At 39.2% G+C, this 2489-nt stretch carries 4 protein-coding genes; 3 read left to right on the top strand and 1 reads right to left on the bottom strand.

The window, feature by feature from the left end:
• Both AC52RT_RS04600 and AC52RT_RS04595 read left to right on the top strand, forming a co-directional pair.
• The coding region (locus tag AC52RT_RS04600; RefSeq protein ID WP_495539664.1) for a hypothetical protein at positions 1–340 on the top strand (340 nt) is incomplete at its 5' end.
• Positions 341–586 carry a hypothetical protein gene (locus tag AC52RT_RS04595; RefSeq protein WP_495539663.1) on the top strand — a complete coding sequence of 82 codons (246 nt, stop codon included), beginning with the start codon at positions 341–343 and terminating at the stop codon, positions 584–586. It abuts the gene before it with no gap.
• Positions 587–713: 127 nt separating this feature from the next.
• Here AC52RT_RS04595 and AC52RT_RS04590 read toward each other — a convergent pair whose 3' ends face one another.
• Complete coding sequence (locus AC52RT_RS04590; RefSeq protein WP_495539662.1) at positions 714–1511, bottom strand: AAC(3) family N-acetyltransferase; 798 nt, start codon at positions 1509–1511, stop codon at positions 714–716.
• 215 nt (positions 1512–1726) lie between these two features.
• Here AC52RT_RS04590 and msrA point away from each other — a divergent pair, with 215 nt between their 5' ends.
• Entirely contained in the window at positions 1727–2245 is a 519-nt protein-coding gene (gene msrA, locus AC52RT_RS04585) for a peptide-methionine (S)-S-oxide reductase MsrA (RefSeq protein ID WP_495539661.1), read from the top strand.
• The last annotated feature ends 244 nt before the right edge of the window (positions 2246–2489 follow it).

Here is a 2489-nt window from a genome sequence, read left to right as displayed (position 1 = left end):
CCTAAGACCGCTTGGCCTCCGACTTGGTACAGTCCTGTCAATCAACGAAGTTTTATCGGTGTACTTTATCATCGTACTTTCTTGTTTGGTTACAGAACTCTTATTGAAAGGAGTAACCATTATTCCCTCAATTAAATGGCTGCATAGCCCTTGGATGTATTATTTAGCAGTTACCCTGTTTTTGGTGATATTCTGTTACGTAGCATGGGTGCGAGCTTCACAACCTATCCAAAATGGATTATGGCTGGATTACATTACCCTGCCTCTTAGTGCCGTGTTGTATTGTTTATTCAGACAAACATTTGGATTGATTAGAAGTAAGAAAACCGATGTGATCTAAATGATCCCATCGGTTTTTAATGATTATTCGCCTTCATTATTAGGGTATGCACTACTTGGGGTTCAAGATGGTCTGCATCATCATGAACAAATGGGGGTGTATGTGGAACATGCCAAAATGAGAGAATCGATGATTTTACAGGCGATGGCGGTATCCAGTCTTTCTTTAGTATATGAAGTCGAGGTGTGTTTACAGAACTTTCTTCAACCGATCGTTGTGAAACCATTTTCTCCGCCAGGACTTTAGGGCATTGAATAAATCCTAGGCCTACAATTGTCGTATTAGTTGTAGCTTGGAATACGGTTATTGATAAAATCAGTACAAAAGACCAGAATATTCTTCGCAGTTCAATTCCCCCCTCTACCCATTTCTGTTAAGAATTCTTTGTGGTTAACCAATTTTGTGCAAAATCGACAGCTTTCTTCAACGAAAAGAGGCGGGAAGAGGCAGATCCTATGTTTCCTAAAACCACTGGACATGTTTGTTCAAATGCCCTGCCAATTTCCTCAAAGTGATATTCTTGAAAATCAAGTTCTTGGTACAGCTTCCAAACTCGTTCGTTATTTTCCATAATCGGAGCAGCTTTCGTAATTACGGTTGGGGAGGGGGTACGGTATTCTGCTAAATGAAAGCAAGTATTCGTGTTGTAACCAACTCCGATAAATAAAACCACAGCATCTAATTCGTACAACCTTGCGAGAGGAGATTGTTCGCCTAGTCCAAAGGTAAGGGAGTGCTCTGCAAGAATTATAGATTGGTTTTTCCCCCAAGCCACAAACGAATAGGCAGGATGAGAACTTCTGCTGACATCTGGGAAATGTCTAAAGACCTCAACGATTTTCCCCATCCCTCTGACAGGGGTGTAAGCTGGATGAAAAGCAGGCATTGTATCACGGATTTCTTGCCACCATTCTTCAGGTACAGGCGGGTATTGCCATTCCGAAGGATCGCTCAAGTCGGTGGATTGTGAAGGCATAATAATTGTTCCATCTTTGGTTACAACGTCCATCAATGCCTGAATGACAGAAATGGCACCTCCATTTGTCCACCCTAACGAAGAAAGAGAGGAATGAACAAGTATATTCATACCGGGGGTAACGCCGAGTGCTTCCAAATCAGCTTTAATTGATTGTCGAGTTCGAGGAACAGGTGTATTTAATATATACTTCACAAGATGACCCTCCAAGCTATAAATATTGTACCTATAATTTTATCATAAAAGCTAAAAAGTATGAGTAAATTATGAAAATATGTAATAATTTAGGTAGTAACAAAAGCCGTTGTGACTTGTTTGCCTTTCATTTCAAACGGTCGTGCTATGCAAGCTGCCTAGTACTAACGTATAATTAGCCATACTAGAAAAATAGTTTTAGGAGGATTAACTAAATGCAAAAAGCAACGTTTGCAGGTGGCTGCTTTTGGTGTATGGTGAGCCCTTTTGAGGAAATGCCAGGCATTGAAGGAATTATTTCAGGATATACAGGCGGTCATGTCGAGAATCCAACCTATGAAGAAATTAAGAAAGGAACCACTGGACATTACGAAGCGGTTCAGATTACATATAATCCAGAGTTATTTCCATATGAAAAGCTCCTTGAACTGTATTGGCCGCAAATTGATCCAACAGATGATGACGGTCAGTTTCAAGATCGCGGGCCACAATATCGGACGGCTATCTTCTATCATACCGAAGAACAACAAAATCTTGCACAGCAATCTAAAGAAAAAGTTAGGCTTGCGAATGTCTTTAAAAAGCCTATTGTCACTGAGATTCTGGCCGCTTCAAGTTTCTATCCTGCTGAAGACTACCATCAAGATTACCACAAAAAAAATCCAGCACATTATAAAGAAGACCGCAAACAGTCCGGACGGGATGAGTTTATTAAAGAAAATTGGAAAAAATAATAAACAAGCCGTAGATTATATTCTTTCTACGGCTTTCGATTTAAAAAAAATATCTCGGAATTGAGATGGTAAAAAAGAAAAAGGGATAGATGGGTTAGATTGAATCTCTAACAACGCATGTCTTTTCGCAAATATTAAATTTCAGAATTGGTTGAATATTTATCAGTATATGACTATAATTCTAGTGGTAACTAAGAATCAAATAAAAGGAGAACAAGATGATAGGACGCTTTTTTTCATACTA

It is taken from the genome of Peribacillus sp., from assembly GCF_059453735.1.
Note: the sequence above shows the minus strand (reverse complement) of the source record. Positions and strands in the feature narration are given on the sequence as shown.